Source organism: Neisseria sp., assembly GCF_030527965.1.
Taxonomy (GTDB): Bacteria; Pseudomonadota; Gammaproteobacteria; order Burkholderiales; family Neisseriaceae; genus Neisseria.
This window is the reverse complement of sequence record NZ_JAUMZU010000005.1, coordinates 62,726-84,805: the sequence shown is the minus strand read 5'-3', so window position 1 is coordinate 84,805 and position 22,080 is coordinate 62,726. Positions and strand designations below refer to the sequence as shown.

The following is a 22,080-nucleotide window of genomic DNA, read 5'->3' as shown; positions in this document are numbered from 1 at the left end:
CGGTTCCTTAATTTTCTATCAATCTTCCGGCCAAACCGGCTTTCATCGTTCAAACCGGTTCAGCACTAGCGCAGCCGCCTGTTGCCCGCTCCGCACCGCGGCTTCAAGCGTAGCGGGATAACGCGGATGCAAATAATCGCCCGCCGGAAAAATATTTTTGTGATGCAGCCATGCACAATCCGGACGCACTCGATTAACCGTAGAAGCAACGGTTGCGCGTTTTTCCGTAATGACCCGCGCCTCCTGCGGCCTCGGCAAATGCGGGCAAACCCGCAATACATCCGCATGCACTCGCTCCACCCATTCTTCATGGTTCAAGTTATGGGTTTCCGATACGCTGATAACCGCAGCCACTTCATGTGCATCGCCGCCGAGACGGCCTCTGTCAATCAACCATTGCGCCGTGCCAGAGGCAAAACCCGTCATCGCGGCAGGCAATATTACCGACACGGCATAGCGCAAGTAAACCGTAGTAATCGCATGGTAAGAATAAGATGCCAATGCCTGTCTGAACGCTGCCGGGGTTTCTTCAGGCAAAAGACCCAACGCATGGTAAGGCGCAACCGCCATCACCGCAGCATCAAACACCTCTCCGTTGACGCCCACCTTGTCGTAAGGCAAACATTGCAAGGTCTCCGCCCGTTCGCCCAAGCGCACTTGCACCTGATGCTTTTTCAGACAAGCCATCACAGGCTCAACCAGCAATTCGCCTAAGCCGCACTTAGGCAGCCAATAATCGCCCGCACTTTTCTCCAACCACACGCCGTCACGCAAAACGTGGCAAAGCGTGTTCACACTGGCCTGCTCCAGCGGCGTATTCAAAGCGCCCAATACCAAAGGTTCCCAAAAATCGCTCAGCTGCCGTCGCGATACATTTTGCGCACGCAGCCACGGAGCTACGGCCGTATCAGGTGCTTCCGGCGCACGCTTTTGCAAGGCAGACATCTGGCCGAGCAAACCCAGTTTATCCGACAAGCTGATGTTTTTCGCCCGCAATACAGCCGTTAAAATATGCAGCGGCGCAGGTAATATGCCTGTCTGAAAACGCATGCCGTCGGCCAGATACCATTGCAGCGGCAAGCGTAAAAAAGCCTGCTCGGGCTTAACGCCGGCATGCTCCAACAGCGTACGCACGCCATGATAGGCGCCAATCAAAATATGCTGCCCGTTGTCTAAAAAGCTGAAGCCGCCTTTTTCAGCATTAAGCGTGCGGGCACGGCCACCGGCGGTTTTGCCCGCTTCAAACAGGGTCAATTCAGCCTTGCCGCATAGCCCCATCGCCGCAGCCAATCCGCTCCAGCCCGCGCCGATAACGGCGATTTTCGGTTTGTAGGTAGTTTTCATGGCCTGAATCCGAACAACCAAGTTTTCAAAGCAATGCGTTTTTTACGCGGCCCGGGAATGGTAATTTTATATTTCAATACGTTCTGCGCCCCGTCTCGCTCGATTTCGAGCAGCAAGGCATGGTAAATGGCAGCCATCACCAGACCCGCTTTCTGGTTTTTCTTATCCTGCGGTGGCAACGCGCTTATCGCCTCCCGATAAACCTGCTTCGCGCGATCTATCTGAAAAGCCATCAGCGTCTTAAATTCCGGCACCGCTTCACCCCGCATAATGGCTGCGACGGGCACATTGAACTGCTGTAATTCAGCGATGGGCAGATAAATCCTGCCGCGGCGAGCGTCTTCACCCACATCGCGGATGATATTGGTCAATTGCAGCGCCAGCCCGGTTTTATCGGCATAATCCAAAGTTTGCGGCTGGGTAAAGCCGAGAATCCGGGCAATCAGCCGCCCTACCACGCCCGCTACACGGTGGCAATAAAGCTTGAGCGTCTCAAAATCCTGATAACGCGCCTGAGTCAAATCCATCTGCATGCCGTTTACGATTTCTTCCAACTCTTCCTGCGGCAAAGCAAACTCATGCACAATGGTTTGCAAGGCCTGATTTACCGGATGCTCCGGCAGCCTGTCTGAAAATACCGTGGCTAAATCTACGCGCCACCAATTCAGCGTTGTTTGCGCCACATTGGCATCGGAGCAATCGTCAACCGCATCATCCAGCTCACGGCAAAACGCATACAGCACGGTCATCGCCTCGCGCTGCTTTTGCGGCAGGAAACGAAATCCGGCCAGAAAACTGGAGCCGCTTTCGGCGGCTTTAAGTGTGCAATATTCTATCGGTTGCATAATCGCTCGAACACAATCAAATCAGAATGGGTTTAACAACAACCATTCTACTTCAGGCCATGCGACGAATGAGGGTTGCTCGGCGGAATGTAATCCGCGCTTTTCACTTCCACATTAACCGTCAACGGCTTGGCATGTTGGAATTTTAGCTTCAAAGGAAAGGTGCTTCCCGCTTGCAAGGTTTTCTTCAACCCCATCAGCATAACATGGTAACCCCCGGGCATCAGCATCACTGCCTCGCCCTGCTTCAAAGGCAAACCGCCTTTAATCGGCTGCATTCTCATCAAATCGCCTATTCTGACATGCTCATGAATTTCCGCTCTTTCAGCCACTGGAGAAGATGCGCTTAACAGCATATCGTCTTGCTTGCCTTGATTTTTCAAAATCAGAAACGCACCGCCATTACGCACACCTTCCACCGTCGGCCTCGCCCAAGCTTGTTCTGCATCGATACCCCCCGCCAGAGCACTGCAACACGCCCCCATAACCATCAAACCCAATAAGGTTTTTTTCATTTTTGCTCCTTAAAACAGATTCAACCCATATTCGCGCCACAATGCCATCGCCCATAATCCGACCAACATCAGCAAAGCCATACATTGAGCGGCCGAGCCGACGTCTTTTGCCCGTTTGGCCAAAGGATGTTGCGCCAAAGAAGTATGGTCCACCGCCGCTTCCAAGCCTGTATTAAGCAGCTCGATAATCAGCGTGATACACGAAGCCATGAACAGCATCATGCGGGTCGCCGGGCCGAATGGCAAAAAAATCAGTAACGCAAACAAAGCCGCATTCAAATAAACCAACTGCCGGAAGCCTTGTTCCTCCATAGCCGCCGCAAACCCGCTGATAGAATAACGGGTTGCATTGAGCATGCGCCTGATGCCGGTTTTCCCTTTAACTTCTTCAGCATAACTCGGCTTTTGAACCGGTTTTTCCATAATTTTCCCGAAGGTTCATACATAACCAATGCCTGTCTGAAACGACAGTATGCGTTTTCAGACAGGCATTCTGCTTTTAATTCGAAGCGTGCGATTCTACCGCATCGATAAATGCCGCGGCGACATTCCAGTTTTTCTGCTTCGTGATTTCCTGAAAACCGGTCGGGCTGGTCACGTTAACCTCGGTCAGATAATCGCCAATCACATCCAGCCCCGCCAACAAAATGCCGCGCTTTTTCAATTCAGGCGCCAACGTTTCCGCAATTTCACGATCTCGATCGCTCAACTCCTGCGCCACGCCGCGTCCGCCGGCCGCCAGATTGCCGCGCGTTTCGCCTTGCTGCGGAATCCTCGCCAAAGCATAGGGCACAACTTCGCCATCAATCACCAGCACACGTTTATCGCCTTTAACAATATCCGGAATGTAACGTTGCGCCATAATCGTACGCGTTTCAAGCTGCATCAAAGTTTCCAAAATGCTACCTATATTCGGGTCTTGCTGAGTCAAGCGGAAAATCCCCATTCCCCCCATACCATCAAGCGGCTTCACAATAATATCGCCATGCTCAGCCAGAAAATCACGCACATCCTGAGCACGAGTCGTCACAATAGTAGGCGAAATAAATTGGCTGAAATTCAAAATCGCCAATTTCTCATTGAAATCACGCATGGCCTGCCCACTATTGAATACCTTCGCCCCATTCGCCTCGGCTAAGGTAAGCAGTTGAGTAGCATAAAGATATTGCATATCAAATGGCGGATCAGTACGCATCACGACCGCATCAAAATCCGTCAGTGCCGTTACAGAACCCGATCCTGCTTTAAACCACGCATGATCATCATCATTTTTCGCGCTGATAAAATCAAACGGCGCCGCCGCCGCCACAACCCGCCCGTCTTTAACCGCCAAACTACCTGCCAACGTATGGAAAAGCCGATGCCCGCGTGCAGCAGCTTCACGCATCATCGCGTAAGTCGTATCTTTATAAGTTTTAAAACCCGCCATCGGGTCGGCAATAAACAGAATATTCATTTTGATTCCTAATAAGCGCTCGGCTTAAAATGGCTTGTAATAGGCCAGATACACAATAACCGCAATACAAGATACCCCCATCACATAGCCGGCAATCGATTTGAAAGAACGTGAAGGTGCCCGCATGGCCGCCGCACCGCAAAAAATATACAGCACGACCAAAATCAGCTTCACGCCTAGCCAGTTGGCATTACCGAAAGGCACCCATTTTGCAGTTGTCATCGCCCACAAACCCGTGAACAACAACAAAGTATCATTAATATGCGGAAGAATTTTTAAAACCGATGGTAGTGGTTTACTCGGACGCGCCACACGCAAACCATAACGCAAATTAAACAATAAGATGGTAATAACCACAAATGTAATATGCGCATGTTTAATAACGAGAAAAGGCATAGTGGTTTCTATATTTTATTTTCAGACAGGCATTATTGTAACCCAACTGCCCCTCTCCTTCTATGCAGGCTTACGCTTCCAAGTCAAATAATCACTATGCTACCTTTTATCAATCATCACATTACCGATACATTGCAGGAAACCAGCCCAAGTATAAAAAACAGCCTCTATAAAATAAATAGTTTATTCAATAATAAGTTGCCTACCTCGGCCCTCTCTCAAAAACAGCTCGCACACAAATCGATGATAAACGTTTGTTTTTAAAAAATACTAAAAACAAAACCCCTTTGCCTATTCGGGCAAAGGGGTTATTCAAACTAATCTACGGATTAACCTAACACTTCAACGTGTTTTTCCAAAACGGTTTCCAGTGTTTGTCCGCTGGAAATACCCGTAAAGGTAATGCTGTTGTTATAAGTCGTACCGTCTGTTCCGACACCGGTAAAGCTCAAGGTGCTGGTGGCATCATCCCATGTGGCATTCTTCAGCTGGTCTACGCTAACCAAGTCAGCAAACACAACTTTATCATGGCCTTCTGAGAAATCAGTAATTACGTCTTTGCCGCTGTTACTGTTGGCCAAGAATACAAACTTATCGGCACCTTCGCCGCCGGTCAGCGTATCGTTACCGGCACCGCCGATCAAGACGTCATCACCATTACCACCGTTCAAGACATCGTTACCACCATCCACACGGTTATCCAGCAACTCGCTCCAATGAGATTTCAGATACTCGGTTTCTTGCGCATTGGTCGGTTCCACCCCGGAGTTCTCACTCCATTTGATGAACTGATGCAACGCTTCAGAACCCATACCATTGTGGTTGCTATTGGTGTAAACGGAAGACGTATCACCGTCGGTCCAAGTCAAGTGGTCGGTATTAATCGTATCACCAAAGATAATGTCATTACCATTACCGCCTGACAAATGATCATCGGCAACCGGGCTCAAGACTTTGCTTTCGCTACCGCCTTTCAATGCCGCATCCAGTTCGTTCGGGTTGCTGACAATCGTAGATTCGCCGGCCAATCCGTCGTAAACCACTTTACCAAAGCGAGGTGCGTTGTAGCTGTACTCTGAATCGGTTATCGGGTGGCTGGAAGTATTGTCAAAGAAATCCAACGCACTTTGGTTAACGCCTTTAGAGAAGCCAATCGCATGAACGTCAGATACTTTGCTCAATGCAGTAAAGCTGTTCTGAGCCGCATCAATCGTCGTTTGAGTAACATAAGCACCATAAGGCGTTACCGTACCATTCGGACCGTAAGACGTAGGTTCACCGTCCGTCAAGAAATAAGTTACATTCTGATAACCTTTGCTTGACGTGCTGCTGAGCCAATCGGCCACATCATGGAATGCGTCATCATAGTTCGTTGTACCTTCCAAACGATTTCCAACTTGCAGGCTGTTAATTCTGTTGATTAATTGATCAACGTTATCAGGCCTTAAATCATCAATGTCAATCTTCAAGCTGGTTGTGTGATTGAAAGCAAACAATGCTACGCTTACTTTACCATCGTGATTTGCCAAATCGTTTGCCAATTTCAACAACGATTGCTTAGCCATGTTCAGATATGTTGTTCCGTTAGAAGTACGGTAGTACTGCATACTATTGGAAATATCCAGCAGAATAGCAACGTTGTAGTTGGTTCCCGGAGTGATAATTGTAGTTGAACCACCTTTATCGCCAATCAGCACATCATCACCGCTACCTGAATTAATGGTATCCGGATCATTGTTACCAATGATGGATTTATCGCTGTCTTTACCATTAATCGTAATAGACAAGGTAGCCGTGCTGCTGTCTCCATCAGCATCTTTCACTGTATAGGTGAATTTATCGGTTAAGGTTTGCCCATCATTCAATGCTTTAACAGCCGCATTATTACCATCCAAAGCGTATTTGTAAGTACCGTCAGCATTCAACGTCAACTCACCATATTTACCATGAGTATCAGATGCACCGACTGTTATCGGAGTATCGGCATTCAACTTATCATTGCTCAATACATTACCACTTACAGAAGCGTCAGTCTCCCCAATAGCATTGGTGTCATTGGTGGCTACCGGAGCAGTATCCGTAATCGTCACATTCAGAGCAGCGTTAGTAGTGTTACCCGCAGCATCTTTCACAACGACATTGAAATGGTCAACAACCGAATTGTCTCCTTTACTATGATCTTTAGCCGTACCGTTTTCTGTATATTGATAAGTTACCGTACCTGTTTCAGTATTAACACCGGTAATTTTCAAAGTACCTTTATCTGTTTTAATTTCAACAGGATGGTTGGCACTGGCTTTAGAAACATCTACACCGCCAACGGTAATAGAGCCAATTTTTGACACATCGGTCACTTTAATTGTGCCGTTAACCGTCGCCGAGCTTGCCTCTTGAACGCTGATACCATTTGCAGTAACTGATGGCGCAGTCGTATCAATCGAGCCGTCGTCATTAGCCTTACCTTCATTACCAGCAGGGTCCTTAACGGAAACACCTGCTTTATACGGGCCTTCCGGTATCGCTTTCGGTACATCTACAGAGTACTTGCCACCATCTTTAACGGTAGTCGTCACCACTTGGGTTGCACCGTTTTTATCGGTAACCGTTACAGTTACTACCGAACCTTTAGGTGCATCGGTTGTACCGGTGATGGTCGGCGTGGTGTCGTTGGTGTTGTCCGGTGCATCTACCGTAATCTTCGGCGCAGTCGTGTCGATCGAACCCGGATCGCTTGCTTTGCCTTCGTTACCAGCCGGATCCTTAACGGAAACACCCGCTGTGTACGGACCTTCCGGCAATGCGTTCGGTACGTCAACCGAGTAGGTGCCACCTTCTTTAACAGTGGTGGTCACTACTTGGGTTTCGCCGTTTTTGTCGGTAACCGTTACGGTTACCACCGAATCTTTCGGTGCGTCGGTTGTACCGGTGATGGTCGGTGTGGTGTCGTTGGTGTTGTCCGGTGCGTCTACCGTGATCTTCGGTGCAGTCGTGTCGATTGAACCCGGATCGCTGGCTTTGCCTTCGTTACCGGCCGGATCTTTCACCGATGCGTCGGCTTTGTAGGTGCCTTCCGGCAATGCTTTCGGTACGTCAACCGAGTAGGTACCGCCTTCTTTAACGGTAGTGGTCACTACTTGGGTTTCGCCGTTTTTGTCGGTAACCGTTACAGTCACGACCGAACCTTTAGGTGCGTCGGTTGTACCGGTGATGGTCGGCGTGGTGTCGTTGGTGTTGTCCGGTGCGTCTACCGTGATCTTCGGTGCAGTCGTGTCGATTGAACCCGGATCGCTGGCTTTGCCTTCGTTACCGGCCGGATCTTTCACCGATGCGTCGGCTTTGTAAGTACCTTCCGGCAATGCTTTCGGTACGTCAACCGAGTAGGTACCGCCGTCTTTAACAGTGGTGGTCACTACTTGGGTTTCGCCGTTTTTGTCGGTAACCGTTACAGTCACGACCGAACCTTTAGGTGCGTCGGTTGTACCGGTGATGGTCGGCGTGGTGTCGTTGGTGTTGTCCGGTGCGTCTACCGTGATCTTCGGTGCAGTCGTGTCGATTGAACCCGGATCGCTGGCTTTGCCTTCGTTACCGGCCGGATCTTTCACCGATGCGTCGGCTTTGTAGGTGCCTTCCGGCAATGCTTTCGGTACGTCAACCGAGTAGGTACCGCCTTCTTTAACGGTAGTGGTCACTACTTGGGTTTCGCCGTTTTTGTCGGTAACCGTTACGGTTACCACCGAACCTTTCGGTGCATCGGTTGTACCGGTGATGGTCGGCGTGGTGTCGTTGGTGTTGTCCGGTGCATCTACTGTGATCTTCGGTGCAGTCGTGTCGATTGAGCCCGGATCGCTAGCTTTGCCTTCGTTACCGGCCGGATCTTTCACCGATGCGTCGGCTTTGTAAGTACCTTCCGGCAATGCTTTCGGTACGTCAACCGAGTAGGTACCGCCGTCTTTAACAGTGGTGGTCACTACTTGGGTTTCGCCGTTTTTGTCGGTAACCGTTACGGTTACCACCGAATCTTTCGGTGCGTCGGTTGTACCGGTGATGGTCGGTGTGGTGTCGTTGGTGTTGTCCGGTGCATCTACCGTAATCTTCGGCGCAGTCGTGTCGATTGAACCCGGATCGCTGGCGGTGGCATCATTACCATCTTTATCTTTTACCGATGCGTCTGCTGTGTAGGTACCTTCCGGCAATGCTTTCGGCACGTCAACCGAGTAGGTGCCGCCTTCTTTAACAGTGGTGGTCACTACTTGGGTTGCACCGTCTTTATCCTTAATCGTTACGGTTACCACCGAATCTTTCGGAGCACTGGTTGTACCAGTGATGGTCGGGGTGGTGTCAGTTGTATTATCTGGTGCGTCTACTGTGATGCCAATAATACTACCGGGGTCTGTCGCTTCTGCCGTGTCATTGGGAGAAAGCTTGTCTGAAACTGTTGCTTTAACAGTGTAATCACCGCTTGCCAATTGAGTTGTAGGCTCAACAGAATAAGTACCATCGGCTTTAACCGTTGTGGTTAACGTTTGAGTTGCACCAGCACTGTCTGTTACCAATAAAGTAACGGTACTGCCTTCGGCAGCGTTGGTTGTACCGGTAATAGTCGGAGTAGTATCTGCAGTCTGATCGGGGGCGGATACAGTAATTTTTAATGCATCTTCAGCATCATCGTCATTATTCTTTGCCGCAGCGGCAGCCAAACCGCCCACAGGCAAAGCGGCTAAGGCCCATAACGGATTAGGCACCCACACAGCGCTGGCTACAATCTCGCCACCCAAAGCCTGGCCGGCTGCTACTTCATCAGCCAACATGGTAACGGCTTCTTCCTGAAGCGTACTTTCAGGAATATAAGGATACATATTGCCGTTTTCATGAAGACCAACTAAAAGATTGTCCGCACCGTTATTGTTATAGAATCCTTCAATAACTAAATCCGGATTATCAATATTGGTTCCTTCAAACGCAATTTCCAAATTATCACCAACACGTTTGGTCATGATATTTTCAGGGCCAAATGAGGTTGCATCGTCAATAAACTGATAATTGACATTTTCTTGCGCAGGAATTCGAACCGGCGTGCCAGTAGCTGTTTTTAACTGGACCGTTTCTACTGTTGATTTAGCATCATTTATGTTAAGCGTAATGTTTTTAGACATAGTTTTTCACCTTGACTGTTAGTTGTTTTTTTCACCGTGAAGAATAATCTCCACACGACGGTTCGGTTGGTCACATGCCTGACGGGCAGCCGCATCTTTCGGATGTTTTGCTCGACAATCTGACACGACAAGATCGTTTTCACCTCGCCCTTCCGGTGTAATTAGATTTGCATCCAAACCACTTCCGGATAGAGCCTCTTTAACTGTTTTGGCCCGAGCCAAAGACAGTTTATTGTTATACTGATCGTTACCTTCAGGATCAGTATAGCCAATCACTTGAATACCGCTTATCCGACTAGGATTATTTTTAATATCCTCAGATACAGCAGCGATTTCTTGCTTACCTTTAGGCAGCATATCTTTATAGCTTGAACGGTTGAATTTGAACAACGCAGACGCTTGCAATGTATATTTCTTCAACACGCTCGAACATTGAGCTGCAGTTTGCACGCGCGACAGCGTATGATGTTGGCTGAGCACACCTTTCATTTCTTGCTCCGCCTGCTCCGGCGTTACCGCTTGTAAAGCTGGGCGCCCATTCTCACCTTGGATAATCTTAAAGAATGAAACTGCAGCCTCAGGTAAATTGTAGTAATCTCCCGAGTTGGCTTTTGCGTTATAAGCCGCATCACGGTTAGCAAATTCAGCAAAGAAGCGTTGATTTTGAGCACATACGGTTTCTTGGCGATATGCATTAGGCTGCAAAGAACCTAAATATTGACCGTTTACATAAATGTTAACTGTCGGGCCGTTAATGGCATCAGCTTGACGATAGAAAACAACGGAAGATTTATCGTCCGGCACACTAGTGCTGTATGCTGTGCTGGTTGTATCAGTCCAAACCTCGCGAGCGGTATTTTTATAAGTACAGCCCGCAGCCAAAAACGGCAACAAAACCAACCACATTTTCTTATGCTGAATCATTATCGAACCTCCATAAATTTAAGCGCTTTCCCACACTGAAAATAATATGCACCTAAATTCCGTAATCGTTAAAAAATAAAAACCTTTGAATTCAAATACAGCCACAACTTTTCATCATTGGTTCAAGCCAAGCAAATTTACTTAAAACTCAAAGACGTAAAGCGGCATTTAAGATAATTTAATGATATTAAACAATAAAGCGACTATCTTTGCGCCCAGCAACAACAAGTGGCTTTTATGCCAGACGGAAGGTATTATATCAAATAAAATTCATTATGAATATTTTATTGTCATTTTTGCATAGTTCATATTGTTATTATATTTTTATACTTAAAAATCAAATAAATAAGAAATGCAGCGCTTTACCAAAATATCATAGCTATTATCCCAGCCATGCTCAAAACATACTGATTTACATAGAGTCGCATTTTTAATACACACTTGATTAAAATCTTATCCTAATTAAACTTTGTTAAGATTAACACTCTAACCCCAACCGATTCGGCTAAAATCCAACTAAGATTTAAACCGTTTAACTCAACACACACCACCATGCGCCTTACCCATATCAAACTTACCGGCTTCAAATCGTTTACCGACCCTACCACTATCCACATCCCTGGCCAACTGGTTGCCGTGATCGGCCCTAACGGCTGTGGTAAATCCAATGTTATCGATGCAGTACGCTGGGTGCTGGGTGAAGCATCGGCCAAACAACTGCGCGGTGAAAGCATGCAAGACGTGATTTTCAACGGTGCAGCCACCCGCAGGCCGGCGCCACGTGCGATGGTGGAATTGGTTTTCAACAACACCGACCAATCGCTGCAAGGCCCTTGGGGGAAATATGCAGAGGTCAGCATCAAACGACAGATTACCCGCCAAGGCGAATCCACTTACTATATCAACAATCAAGTTGTTCGCCGGCGCGACATCACGGATTTATTTCTGGGCACCGGCGTAGGTGCGCGTGGCTACGCTGTTATCGAACAAGGCATGATTTCTCGAATTATCGAAGCAAGGCCGGAAGAATTGCGTGCTTATATCGAAGAAGCTGCCGGCGTATCAAAATACAAAGAACGCCGCAAAGAAACCGAAAATCGTTTGAAAGATACCCGCGAACATCTACAACGCCTGTCCGATTTGCAGTCCGAGCTTAGCCGCCAAGTGGAAAAGCTGGAAAAACAAGCCGAGACGGCAGCACGCTACCGCACACTGACCGAGCAACTCACCAAACAGCAAGATTTACTCGACTACACCCATTGGCAACAATCGCTTGCTGCGGCTGACAAGGCAACCGAGCAACATCAGATTTCTTTACAAAAGCAAGACGAACTCTCAGCACAAAACCGAGCTACAGGCGAGGCCTTGCACGCATTGCGCGAAAATGAGCAACAGCAACAACAGCAGGCTCAAGACATCAGCAACCAACGTGCCATGTTGCGCGAACAAATCGCCCGCCTAGAAGAGCAATTACGCTCACAACATAACCTTCAACAAAGAATTCAGCGAGACAAATTGGCCGCACAAGCCCAATTGCAACGCATTCATCAAGAACAGCAAAATATCCGCAGCGAATTGGAAGCTCTGGAAGCCGAATTGGAAGAAAAACAAATCGAGTTATCCGATTGGGCCATGCAAGTAGCTGAGCGCGAAGAAAGCCTGCCTGAACTGGAAGCCGAGCAGCATACGCTTACCGCTGCATTACAAAGCCAGCAAGACGAATTAAACCGCATCAAACGCGAATTGGCACTCAAGCAACAACAACTTGCCCATACCTTGCAAACTCTGCAACAAAACGCATCGCGCCGAGAAAAACTCCATCAGGAAAACCAATCACTCAATCTGCCCGCAGATACAGAAACCGAAGCAGCACAACAACACGCCGCATTATTGCAAGCCCAACACGAACACTATGAGCAACAGTTGCTTGAAAGTGAAGAGCGTCATGCCTGTCTGAAACAAGATTTTCAGACAGGCTCCAATCATTACAACGCTTTATACCAACAACATCTTGGCCTACAAGCCGAACAGCAAGCGCTCGCCACCCTACTAAAAAACAGCAGCCAAACGGAAGATTTCTGGCAGCACCTTCCTCATACTGCCCAAACCGCCTTATGGCAGCACATCAAAGCCCCCGAAAGCTGGCAACACGCCTTGTCCGTCGTACTCGCCGCACGCCTGCACGCCCGCGCCCTACCTCACGATTTTTCCCTGCCCGAACCTTTGCCCGCAGGGCAAGCCGCGTGGTTTCGTTCAGACCTTTCTCCTGCAAAAAAAACACAACCTGCGCAAGCATTAATCAACCAGATACAAGCCGAACCGCCCTATCAAGCCGCCTTAACATACTGGTTGGACGGTATTTTATGCGCTCCGACTTTGGATTACGCCTTGCAGCAACAAGAGCGCCTACAAGCCCACCAGTGCTGGCTGACACCGGAAGGCCACCAAGTCGACCGCATCGGCGTCGTGTTATACGCAGAACACAACGACAACAACCTTATCGAATTGAAAAATCGGTACGACAAATTAACCGAAGAGCTTGAAGCCTTCGCCCCCAAACTAACCAAGGCCGAACAACAATCCAAAGCGGCGGCGGTGGCTCTGGAAAAACATGAAGTGCAACACAAGCAATGGCAAACCCAACACCGTCAACACACCTTACAACTTCAATCTGCCCAAGCTCGGGCAACTGAATTGCTCGCCCGCACCAACCAAGGCCAACTGCGCCGCGAGCACATCGAACAAGAATTGGCACAACTGGAAGAACAACAACTCATCTCAGAGCAAAGCAGCCATACCCTGCAAGACGATATTGCGGAGCTAACCGAAGCCGCGACCGAACTGGAACATCAGCAAACCGGCCTCAACGAACAGCGCCAAACACAACAAAACCAACTGAAACAAGCCCAGCTTGCCCTACTCGAGGCCAACCGCCGCTACGGCGCAGTGGAAGTTGCCGTATATAAGCAGCAACAGCGCAAACAATCGCTGCAGCAACAATTAACTTCGCTCGAGCAACAAACCTTAGATTGGCAGGAGCGCCAATCCGAACTGGCCTTGGCCTACGAAACCGAGCAACAAGACAGCGAACAACGCGAAAAGCTGGAAATTCTGGCCGAACAAGTTGCCACATTAGAAACACAATACCTTGCCGCACAAGAATGCCTGTCTGAAATCCAGCGGCAAGGACGCGAACTGTATGCCAGCCAGCAAACGCTGGCCGCCGCCCTGCCCCAGCTTCAAGCGGCCACCCAAACCGCTCTGCTGCAACAACAAGAAGCGCTGATTAATGCCAAACGCTACCACCAAAATCTTGAAGAGCGGGAAGCCGATTTCGACGCATTAGAACAATTAGCCAAAGAAGCCGGTTCAGATTTAAAAACACTATCGGGCGGCATCCAAAGCCTGACGCAACAAATCGAAGCCCTTGGTGCCGTCAACCTGGCCGCGCTGCAAGAATTGGAAGAAGCGCGCGAACGAGACGGCTATTACCGAAGCCAAAGCGAAGACGTACAGGCCGCCATCGGCTTGCTGGAAGAAGCAATCGGCCAAATTGACAACGAAACCAAACAGCGTTTCAAAGAAACCTTCGATGCAGTCAACGAAAAAATGCAAACCTTCTTCCCAACCCTATTCGGCGGTGGCGAAGCCTCGTTGCAAATGATAGGCGACGATTTGCTGACCGCCGGTGTTTCCATCACCGCAAGGCCGCCCGGTAAGAAAAACAGCACCATCCACCTGTTATCAGGTGGGGAAAAAGCACTGACCGCCATGAGCCTTGTATTCGCCCTATTCAGCCTCAACCCCGCCCCATTCTGCCTTCTGGATGAAGTGGATGCCCCGCTGGACGACGCCAATACCAGCCGTTTCTGCCACCTCGTCAAAGAAATGTCGGCTCAAACCCAATTCCTCTATATTTCCCACAACCGCCTCACAATGGAAATGGCCGAACAACTTATCGGCGTAACAATGCAGGAAAAAGGCGTATCTCGCATCGTGGCAGTAGACATCCAGCAAGCACTAAGCATGGCAGAAGCATGAAGATTTTGCAGACAGGCTTTCCGCTATTATGCATAGTCACGAATGCATTACGAAAATTAGCGCAAAAGCTTGGTCATTAGATTTTATCTGCGTCCCTTTATGTACTACAGAATAAAAAGCCTGTCTGAAAATTTTTCAGACAGGCTTTTTGCTTATGGCCATAAAAATGAAGCTAGAGAAGAACCTGCAGACATTTATCAGCCGGCCTTCTCTATTTACTTACTTAAACCTCCAAATATTCCATAATGCTCTGGGCTGCATCACGGCCTTCGGCGATGGCGGTAACAACTAAATCCGAACCGCGCGTGATGTCGCCTCCGGCAAAAACTTTCTGATTGGCCGTTTGCTGCTTCAAGCTGCCTTCAGAAACGATACGGCCTCTGCTATCCACATTGACACCCACTGAAGCCAACCACGGCATGGCATGGGGGGCGAAACCGAATGCAACGATAACCGCATCGCAAGCAATGATTTCTTCACTGCCTTCAATGATTTCGGCACGGCGGCGGCCGTTGGCATCGGGTTCGCCCATACGGGTTTTTACGATTTTGATACCGACGACTTTACCCGAAGCATCGGTTTTCACTTCCAACGGCTCGGCTTCAATTTCAATCGGCTGAGCATTAAATTGGAAGGCAACACCTTCTTCTTTGGCGTTGGTATATTCTTTTTTACTGCCCGGCATATTGGCTGCATTACGGCGATATACGCAGGTTACCGCTGCCGCTCCTTGGCGCACGGAAGTGCGCACGCAGTCCATTGCTGTATCGCCGCCGCCCAATACGACAACGCGCTTTCCTTGCATGCTGACATAATCCGGTGCGTCAAAATTAAGCAAGTTTTGCGTATTGCCGATTAGGAATGGCAGTGCGGAATACACTCCTTCGGCATCTTCGTTTGGAATATCGGCTTTCATGCCCTGATAGGTTCCGACACCTAAGAACACTGCGTCATACTGGTTAACCAATTCTTCCAATGAAATATCTTTGCCAATATCAACGCCCAGTTTGAATTCAACGCCCATATCGCCGAATACTTTACGACGGCGCACCATCACTTCTTTTTCCAATTTGAACGAAGGAATGCCGAATGTCAGCAAACCACCGATTTCCGGCTGGCGCTCGTAAACGGTAACGTCCACGCCGTTGCGCGTCAGCACATCGGCACAACCCAAACCTGCAGGGCCTGCGCCGATAACCGCTACTTTCTTGCCGGTTTTCGGCACTTCGCCCACTTTGGGCTGCCAACCCATTTCAAAGGCTTTTTCAGTAATGTATTTTTCTACATTGCCGATGGTTACCGCACCAAATTCAGCGTTTAAGGTGCAATCGCCCTCGCATAAACGGTCTTGCGGACACACACGACCGCACACTTCAGGCAGGCTATTGGTTGAGTGTGCCAGCTCTGCCGCTTCGATAATGCGACCTTCGTTAGCCAATCTCAGCCAATTGGGAATGTTATTGTGCAACGGGCATTTATTTTGGCAATACGGGTTACCGCATGCCAAGCAACGGTCGGCTTGCGATTGCGCTTGTGTATCGGTAAATGCCTGATAAATCTCGACAAACGCTGTTTTCCGTGTATTCAAAGGAATTTTCGGCGGATCAACACGCGGCAGGTCGATAAATTGATATACATTTTCGCGGGACATGGTTTGTTCCTTGGATTTCTAATATTCTTTTGAGTTGCCGCCTGAAATTCCCTTTTCAGACAGGCATTTTGTTTTCTCGTTTACTTTTTAAACGGCCTTATCATGTCTGTCTGAAGCCCATTGTTTGAATCTCCAACTTCTTCATCACACCCATTCTCTCAAGAACAAACTGGCAATTATGAAAAACTTAGTTCCAAGCTTTTTTTCAGACAGGCTTTGGTATCAGGCCGTTACTTCTCGCAGCTCCATCACAGTACGAGGTTTATGACCCAACAAAGCATTGACATCGTTAGCTTTCGGTTTCACCAACACAAACTTGCCGACATAGTTTTCCCAGTTGGACAAAATTTGTTCGCCGATATGGCTGCGGGTCAATTCAACATGACGGGCAATCAGGCCGCGCAGATGCTCTTGATGAGTAGGCAGTTCGGCAATACCGAGGCCCTCAACCATTTCAGGGTTAATGCGGTTTCTAAAATGGCCGTCTGTATCCAATACATAAGCGAAGCCGCCTGTCATACCGGCACCGAAGTTAATACCGGTTTTACCAAGTACGGTAACCACGCCTCCGGTCATATATTCGCAGCCATTGTCGCCAATGCCTTCCACTACCGCCAATGCGCCTGAATTACGTACGCCGAAACGCTCGCCGGCACGACCTGAGGCAAAAAGCTCGCCGCCCGTAGCACCATAAAGGCAAGTATTGCCGGCAATGGCCGCATCTTCGGCTTTAAAGGCAACGCCGTTGTGCGGTTTGATAACGATGCGACCGCCCGCCATGCCTTTACCAACGTAGTCATTCGCATCGCCGGTTAAATCAAGATTCACGCCGCCGGCCAGCCACACGCCAAGGCTTTGGCCTGCGGTGCCATTCAGGCTGATATTGAATTCTTGTCCCATGCGGCCGCGATTGCCATATTGCTTAGCGATAATGCCGGACAGAGTCGCGCCGACGCTACGGTCAAGGTTGCTGATATCAAAGCTTAAATCGGCTCCGCTGCCGCTTTCCAGCGCAGTCTGAACTTCGTTGACGATTTCGGCATTCAAACGGCCTTTGTCGAACGGCGCGTTATTTTGCGTGCAATGGCGTGCGCTGCCATCGGGTACTTTGGGCGAATACAACAGTTTTTCCAAATCAAGACCGCGTTGTTTGGCGGTTTTGCCTTCGATGATGCCGAGCAGTTCGGTGCGGCCGATAAGGTCGGTTAATTTTTCCACACCGAGAGACGCCATAATTTCGCGTACATCTCGAGCGATAAAGCGGAAGTAATTCATGGCTTTTTCAGCATCGCCGTGGAAATGCTTGCCTCGCAACGTGTCGTCTTGGGTTGCAATGCCGGTAGCGCAGTTATTCAAGTGGCAAATACGCAGATAGCGACAACCGAGCGCGACCATCGGGCCGGTACCAAAACCGAAACTTTCCGCACCGAGAATGGCGGCTTTAACAATGTCCAAACCGGTTTTCAAACCGCCGTCAACTTGCAGGCGCACTTTGTGGCGCAGATTGTTTTCCACCAAAGCCTGTTGCGCTTCGGCCAAACCGAGCTCCCAAGGTGAACCGCAGTATTTCACGCTGGAAAGAGGCGAAGCACCGGTACCGCCGTCGTAGCCGGCAATGGTAATCAGATCGGCATAGGCCTTGGCCACGCCGGTGGCGATGGTACCGACACCGGGCAGTGAAACCAGTTTTACCGAAATCAGCGCTTTGGGATTGATTTGTTTCAAATCGAAAATCAGCTGAGCCAAGTCTTCGATGGAATAAATATCATGGTGCGGCGGTGGAGAAATCAGCGTTGAGCCGGGCACGGCATAACGCAGCTGGGCGATATACGGAGTCACTTTGTCGCCCGGCAATTGCCCGCCTTCCCCCGGTTTCGCACCTTGAGCCACTTTAATCTGAATGACGTCGGCACTCATCAGGTAAGCAGGCGTTACACCGAAACGGCCGGATGCAACCTGTTTAATACGCGATACTTTTTCTGTGCCGTAACGTTTCGGATCTTCGCCGCCTTCGCCAGAATTAGAATAGCCACCCAAGCGGTTCATCGCCATGGCCAGTGATTCGTGCGCCTCGGGGCTGAGCGCGCCGATAGACATCGCGGCACTGTCAAAGCGTTTGAACAGATTTTCAGCCGGTTCTACACGTTCGATTTCAATCGGCGAGCAATTCTCGGTTTTCAGATGCAGCATGTCGCGGATAGTGGTTACCGGGCGATTGTTGACCGCATCGCGATAACGCAAGTAGTAGCCATAATCGCCGCTATTGACCGCAGCTTGGATATTGTTGACCACCTCGGGGTTGTAAGCATGGTATTCGCCTTGCGGTTTGAATTTGAGCAAACCGCCGGCATCGATATCTTGGCTGTGTCGCCATGCGCGTTTACGAGTGGAGGAAATCTGTTCGTGCAAATCAGCAAACGAAGCGCCTTCCACACGACTGGTAATGCCGGGGAAGCACAAATCGGTAATTTCGCTACTCATGCCGACCAGCTCGAATAAACGGGCACAACGGTAGGAAGACACGCAAGAAATGCCCATCTTCGACATGATTTTGTAGAGGCCTTTATTAATACCGTTACGGAAATTGGCCATCACCACGCGCAAAGGTTTGGTAACTGCGCCTACGTTTACCATATGCGCAAGGCTCTCGTATGCCAAATACGGATAAATAGCCGTTGCACCCAAGCCTATTAATACGGCGAAATGATGCGGGTTACGCGCCTCGGCCGTTTCTACGATGATATTTGCATCGCAACGGATGTTTTTCGCAACCAGCCGGTTTTGGATGGCGCCCACAGCCAGTGCGGAAGGAATCGGCTGACGCGTTTGCGCAATATGCCTGTCTGAAACAATCAACAGTACAGCGCCGTCTTTAACGGCCTGCTCTGCTTCATCACACAATTGTTCGACTGCGCTTTTCAAATCACTTTCAGCATCGTAAGTAGCGTCCAATACTGTATGTTTGTAGTGCTCCGGAGGCAGACGCAATAATTGCTGCATATCGGAATACAACAAAACCGGCGATTTGAAGTTCACCCGATGCGACATACCTTCCGCTTCAAAGAACACGCTCATCTCGCGACCGATGCTGGTGGTTAAGCTCATAACATGGGCTTCGCGCAGCGGATCAATCGGCGGATTGGTTACTTGGGCAAAGTATTGGCGGAAATAATCAAAAATCAGGCGCGGACGTTCGGATAAGACTGCAAACGGCGTATCGTCGCCCATCGAACCTACCGCTTCTTGCCCGTCTTCACCCAAGACGCGCACGATGCTTTCAAGCTCTTCTCTATCATAGAGGAATTGTTTCTGATAAACGGCAAGCGTATCGGCACTCATACCTGCATCGCCTGTTTCGTTGTCAGGCAGCTGCTCGAAAGGAATAAGACGCTGAACGTTTTTATCCAGCCAAGTACGGTAAGGATGACGGGCACGCAATTCGCCGTCAATCTCATCCGAATGCAACATTTTGCCGTTTTTGGTGTCGATAACCAGCAATTGGCCCGGGCCTACGCGGCCTTTTTCTACAACTTCGTCGGGAGAATAATCCCAAATACCCACTTCCGAAGCGATGGTAATCAGGCGGTCTTGCGTGATGACATAACGCGCCGGACGCAGGCCGTTGCGGTCTAGATTACAGGCGGCATAACGGCCGTCTGAAAGCACGATGCCGGCAGGGCCGTCCCACGGTTCCATATGCATGGAATTGAAATCGTAGAAGGCGCGCAAATCATCGTCCATATCGGGGTTTTGCTGCCAAGCGGGCGGAACCAACAAGCGCATGGCGCGGAACAAATCCATCCCGCCGCAAACAAACACTTCCAGCATATTGTCGAGCGAGCTGGAGTCCGAACCGTTTTCGTTAACAAAAGGGGCAGCAGTTTGCAAATCGGGAATCAGCGGTGTGTGGTATTTATAGGCGCGCGCGCGCGCCCACGCGCGGTTGCCTGAAATAGTATTGATTTCACCATTGTGTGCCAAATAACGGAACGGCTGTGCCAGCTTCCAGCGCGGCTGAGTATTGGTGGAAAAACGTTGGTGGAATAGACAAATAGCAGATTGCATGCGCAAGTCGCCCAAATCAAGATAAAACTTAGGCAAATCTTTCGGCATACACAAACCTTTATAAATCACGGTTTGATTGGAAAAACTGCAAATATAGAAATCGGGATGATCGATGCGCTTTTCGATACGCCGACGGGTTACGAACAAGCGGCGTTGCAAATCTTGTGTGCGCCAGCCGCTGGGCGCATTAATGAATACTTGTTTAATCTGCGGCATATCCGCCAATGCAATCGAACCGAGCACCGCAGGGTTTGTAGGCACGTCGCGCCATGCGGGAATACCCAAGGTTTCTCGGGTTAATTCTTCATTAATAATGGCAATGTATTCTTCGGCTTTAGCTTTGTCTTGAGGTAAAAAAATCTGCCCGACGGCAAATTTTTGTGCCAAGGAAAAACCGGCCTCCTGAGCTATTGTGCGGAAAAAACTTTCCGGCATCTGAAGCGACAAGCCGCAACCGTCGCCGGTTTTACCGTCTGACAAAATGGCGCCGCGGTGTTGCATGCGCGACAAGCCCAAAATGGCATTACGGACAACTTTATGGCTCTGAACACCATCAATATTGGCAATCAGGCCGAAACCGCAGTTTTCTTTTTCTAATGAACGGTCATATAGCATAATCATAGGGAGCTTTCTGGTAATCTGGTAATTTTGAATGTGTATTTTCGGGCAAAACCGCCGTCGCGAAACCGGCTACGGTAATTTTACATACGTATTTCCTTATGATATCAGACAATACACCCAGAACAAGAAATTGTCTACAATTTAACAGTAATTTTTTAGAAATTTTTAATGTTTTTTGATAAAAGTCTATAAAATACAGGCATATTTTAGATGTAACAGAATTACACAGCATATATTCCTAAGTAATATAACTCATAAATTAATGAAGACTTCACGTTTGTTTTTGAGCTCTCTTAACATTTATAAAAGCCATGCCTGTCTGAAATTTCAGACAGGCATGGCTTTTATCATCTGCTATTTACACAAAGGATTAAAGGCTTTGCAATGCCAACCGCATCTGCTGGATAACCGATTCGTAATCCGGCTGACCGAAAATAGCCGAGCCGGCCACAAACGTATCTGCTCCTGCCGCTGCCACCTCTACAATATTACTCGGCTTGATACCTCCGTCTACCTCTAAGGCAATCCGCCTTCCCGTCTCGCTTTCGTAAGCCTTCAAGATTTCCCGAACTTGGCGGATTTTATTTAAAGTATGCGGAATAAAACTTTGACCGCCGAATCCCGGATTAACCGACATTAAAAGCACCATGTCCAAACGATCAAGCACGTTTTCCAAAACACTGACGGATGTAGCCGGATTCAATACCAAACCGGCTTGGCAGCCTTTGTCGCGAATCAGGCTCAAGCTTCGGTCTACATGGCGGCTCGCCTCAGGATGAAACGTAATTATTCCCGCTCCCGCATCTGCAAAAGACACAATCAAATCATCAACCGGCTCCACCATTAAATGGACGTCGAGCGGCACGGTGGCATAAGGTTTCAAAGCGGCACAAATCATCGGGCCGAAGGTCAGGTTCGGCACATAATGGTTATCCATCACATCAAAATGAATCAAATCGGCACCCGCTTCGATCACTCGGGTAACCTCTTCGCCCAATCGGGCAAAATCGGCAGACAAAATACTGGGGGCAATACGAAAGCCGTCCATTCCCACTCTCCAAAATACTTT

At 49.1% G+C, this 22,080-nt stretch carries 13 protein-coding genes; 2 read left to right on the top strand and 11 right to left on the bottom strand.

The genetic code is table 11. The features are described 5' to 3' along the window. Nucleotides 1-42: 42 nt before the first annotated feature. The 8 genes from hpnE to Q4A84_RS03520 form a co-directional block, all read right to left on the bottom strand. On the bottom strand, nt 43-1,344 hold the full coding sequence (hpnE, locus tag Q4A84_RS03555) for a hydroxysqualene dehydroxylase HpnE (RefSeq protein ID WP_303087553.1): 1,302 nt from the start codon (nt 1,342-1,344) through the stop codon (nt 43-45). Beyond that, entirely contained in the window at nt 1,341-2,189 is an 849-nt protein-coding gene (hpnD, locus tag Q4A84_RS03550) for a presqualene diphosphate synthase HpnD (protein ID WP_303087552.1), read from the bottom strand. The genes hpnE and hpnD overlap by 4 nt, the downstream gene beginning before the upstream one ends. Nucleotides 2,190-2,236: 47 nt before the next feature. Next, the gene (locus tag Q4A84_RS03545) at nt 2,237-2,704 is read right to left on the bottom strand and encodes a copper chaperone PCu(A)C (protein WP_303087551.1); all 468 of its coding nucleotides are present in this window, start codon (nt 2,702-2,704) and stop codon (nt 2,237-2,239) included. Between the two features lie 9 nt (nt 2,705-2,713). After that, on the bottom strand, nt 2,714-3,127 hold the full coding sequence (locus tag Q4A84_RS03540; RefSeq protein ID WP_303087550.1) for a diacylglycerol kinase: 414 nt from the start codon (nt 3,125-3,127) through the stop codon (nt 2,714-2,716). A 76-nt stretch (nt 3,128-3,203) separates the two neighbouring features. Next, nucleotides 3,204-4,160 (bottom strand): glutathione synthase, encoded by a 957-nt coding sequence (gene gshB, locus Q4A84_RS03535; RefSeq protein WP_303087549.1) that lies wholly within the window; start codon nt 4,158-4,160, stop codon nt 3,204-3,206. Nucleotides 4,161-4,184: 24 nt separating this feature from the next. Further along, nucleotides 4,185-4,556, bottom strand: a complete 372-nt coding sequence (locus tag Q4A84_RS03530; RefSeq protein WP_303087548.1) for a SirB2 family protein — start codon at nt 4,554-4,556, stop codon at nt 4,185-4,187. Between the two features lie 329 nt (nt 4,557-4,885). Continuing rightward, nucleotides 4,886-9,550, bottom strand: a complete 4,665-nt coding sequence (locus tag Q4A84_RS03525) for an Ig-like domain-containing protein (RefSeq protein ID WP_303087547.1) — start codon at nt 9,548-9,550, stop codon at nt 4,886-4,888. A gap of 177 nt (nt 9,551-9,727) precedes the next feature. Beyond that, a complete protein-coding gene (locus tag Q4A84_RS03520) occupies nt 9,728-10,633 on the bottom strand; it encodes an OmpA family protein (RefSeq protein WP_303087546.1) in 906 nt (301 codons plus the stop codon). A gap of 209 nt (nt 10,634-10,842) precedes the next feature. Here Q4A84_RS03520 and Q4A84_RS10995 point away from each other — a divergent pair, with 209 nt between their 5' ends. Both Q4A84_RS10995 and smc read left to right on the top strand, forming a co-directional pair. Then, on the top strand, nt 10,843-11,067 hold the full coding sequence (locus Q4A84_RS10995; protein ID WP_368389556.1) for an inositol oxygenase family protein: 225 nt from the start codon (nt 10,843-10,845) through the stop codon (nt 11,065-11,067). A gap of 118 nt (nt 11,068-11,185) precedes the next feature. Continuing rightward, nucleotides 11,186-14,674 (top strand): chromosome segregation protein SMC, encoded by a 3,489-nt coding sequence (smc, locus tag Q4A84_RS03515; RefSeq protein WP_303087545.1) that lies wholly within the window; start codon nt 11,186-11,188, stop codon nt 14,672-14,674. A gap of 223 nt (nt 14,675-14,897) precedes the next feature. Here the strand turns inward: smc and Q4A84_RS03510 are convergent, their stop codons facing one another. The 3 genes from Q4A84_RS03510 to rpe form a co-directional block, all read right to left on the bottom strand. Further along, entirely contained in the window at nt 14,898-16,325 is a 1,428-nt protein-coding gene (locus tag Q4A84_RS03510) for an FAD-dependent oxidoreductase (protein ID WP_303087544.1), read from the bottom strand. Nucleotides 16,326-16,547: 222 nt separating this feature from the next. Further along, nucleotides 16,548-21,011, bottom strand: coding sequence for a glutamate synthase large subunit (gene gltB / locus Q4A84_RS03505; RefSeq protein WP_303087543.1), 4,464 nt, complete (start codon nt 21,009-21,011; stop codon nt 16,548-16,550). Between the two features lie 370 nt (nt 21,012-21,381). Continuing rightward, the gene (rpe, locus tag Q4A84_RS03500) at nt 21,382-22,059 is read right to left on the bottom strand and encodes a ribulose-phosphate 3-epimerase (RefSeq protein ID WP_303087542.1); all 678 of its coding nucleotides are present in this window, start codon (nt 22,057-22,059) and stop codon (nt 21,382-21,384) included. Nucleotides 22,060-22,080: the final 21 nt, after the last annotated feature.

Coding starts and splice junctions, on each gene's coding strand:
- Q4A84_RS03545 (WP_303087551.1), bottom strand. CDS start 2,704: ATGAAAAAAACCTTATTGGGTTTGATGGTTATGGGGGCGTGTTGCAGT.
- Q4A84_RS03525 (WP_303087547.1), bottom strand. CDS start 9,550: ATGACCAAACGTGTTGGTGATAATTTGGAAATTGCGTTTGAAGGAACC.
- hpnD (WP_303087552.1), bottom strand. CDS start 2,189: ATGCAACCGATAGAATATTGCACACTTAAAGCCGCCGAAAGCGGCTCC.
- Q4A84_RS03530 (WP_303087548.1), bottom strand. CDS start 4,556: ATGCCTTTTCTCGTTATTAAACATGCGCATATTACATTTGTGGTTATT.
- smc (WP_303087545.1), top strand. CDS start 11,186: ATGCGCCTTACCCATATCAAACTTACCGGCTTCAAATCGTTTACCGAC.
- Q4A84_RS03540 (WP_303087550.1), bottom strand. CDS start 3,127: ATGGAAAAACCGGTTCAAAAGCCGAGTTATGCTGAAGAAGTTAAAGGG.
- rpe (WP_303087542.1), bottom strand. CDS start 22,059: ATGGACGGCTTTCGTATTGCCCCCAGTATTTTGTCTGCCGATTTTGCC.
- gshB (WP_303087549.1), bottom strand. CDS start 4,160: ATGAATATTCTGTTTATTGCCGACCCGATGGCGGGTTTTAAAACTTAT.
- Q4A84_RS03510 (WP_303087544.1), bottom strand. CDS start 16,325: ATGTCCCGCGAAAATGTATATCAATTTATCGACCTGCCGCGTGTTGAT.
- Q4A84_RS03520 (WP_303087546.1), bottom strand. CDS start 10,633: ATGATTCAGCATAAGAAAATGTGGTTGGTTTTGTTGCCGTTTTTGGCT.
- hpnE (WP_303087553.1), bottom strand. CDS start 1,344: ATGAAAACTACCTACAAACCGAAAATCGCCGTTATCGGCGCGGGCTGG.
- gltB (WP_303087543.1), bottom strand. CDS start 21,011: ATGATTATGCTATATGACCGTTCATTAGAAAAAGAAAACTGCGGTTTC.